This window comes from Paraburkholderia suaedae (assembly GCF_040812055.1).
Lineage (GTDB): Bacteria > Pseudomonadota > Gammaproteobacteria > Burkholderiales > Burkholderiaceae > Paraburkholderia.
In genome coordinates, this window is record NZ_JBFOAH010000097.1 from 1 (window position 1) to 1,260 (window position 1,260).

The 1,260-nt window shown below is 59.8% G+C and carries 1 protein-coding gene; it reads left to right on the plus strand.

The genetic code is table 11. The features are described from left to right. Positions 1-71: 71 nt before the first annotated feature. Positions 72-1,252, plus strand: a protein-coding gene (locus tag ABQJ48_RS37705; RefSeq protein ID WP_367842921.1) for an IS3 family transposase whose coding sequence is annotated in 2 segments (ribosomal slippage) — positions 72-342 and positions 342-1,252 — 1,182 coding nt in all. Because the reading frame shifts where the segments join, the coding sequence is not laid out codon by codon here. Positions 1,253-1,260: the final 8 nt, after the last annotated feature.

The following is a 1,260-nucleotide window of genomic DNA, read 5'->3' on the forward strand; positions in this document are numbered from 1 at the left end:
TGTAGTGGTCTAATTTCCTCGGACAGGTCGATAGGAGGACAATCCCTGAATCGACGAGGAAAAAGAGCAAGATGACAACAAGAAGGCGCCGGCAATTTGACGCCAGCTTCAAGCTGGAAGTAGTAAAGATGGTGCGAGACCAGGGGCTATCGGTCAGCGAAGTGTGCAGGTCGATGGACCTTGTTGAGACCGCCGTGCGCCGCTGGGTGGCGCAGTACGATGCGGAGCGTGGCGGCGGCCCCGGCGAGGGCAAGCCGCTGACGGCCGAGCAGCAGCGCATCCGGCAGCTTGAGGCGGAAAACCGGCAACTGCGTGAGGACAACGCGCTACTAAAAAAAGCGTCGGCCTTCTTTGCCCGGGAACTGAAGTGATTTACCGCGTGGTAACTCATTTGCAACAGGAGGCCGTACCGGTCAGTCACGCCTGCCGGGTTTTGCAGGTGAGCCGCTCTGGCTACTATGCGCACCGGAGCACCGGGCCGAGCGCTAAAAGGCTGCAGGAACAGGCGCACGTCAAAGCAGCATTCGCCGCGAGCGGCGCGAGCTATGGTAGCCGCCGCGTGATGCATGCACTGCGGGCGCAAGGCCTACGAATCGGTCGTTACCGGGTGCGTACGGTGATGCGCGAAGCGGGCCTTCGCACCAGCTGGAAGCGCAAGTTCGTCTCGACGACCGACAGCAGGCATACGCTACCTGTGGCAGCGAACGTGCTTGACAGGCAGTTTGACGTGGCCGAGCCCAATCGCGCATGGGTTTCGGACATCACTTATATCCGCACGGCACAGGGCTGGCTCTATCTGGCTGTCGTGCTGGACCTGTACTCGCGCAGGGTCGTCGGCTGGTCAATGGCCCCGACCATGCCGGCTGGACTGGTCATGTCGGCATTGACGATGGCGCTGCAGCAGCGTCGGCCAGCGTCGGGACTGGTTTTGCATTCGGACAGGGGCAGTCAGTATGCAAGTGAGGACTACCAGGCGTTGCTAAAGCAGCATCACGTGGTTTGCAGCATGAGCCGCAAGGGAAATTGTTGGGACAATTCGGTGATGGAGAGATTCTTCCTGAACCTCAAAATGGAGCGCGTGTGGCAGCGTCAGTACGCCAACCACGATGAGGCTCGGCGCGATATCAACCACTACATCGTTGCTTTCTACAATCCGGTGCGCCTGCACTCCACGTTGGGCTATCTGTCGCCCGCCGCCTACGAGGCGAATCCGACAGCGAAAGAACCTGTCTACCTGTCCGAAATTAGTTGACCACTACA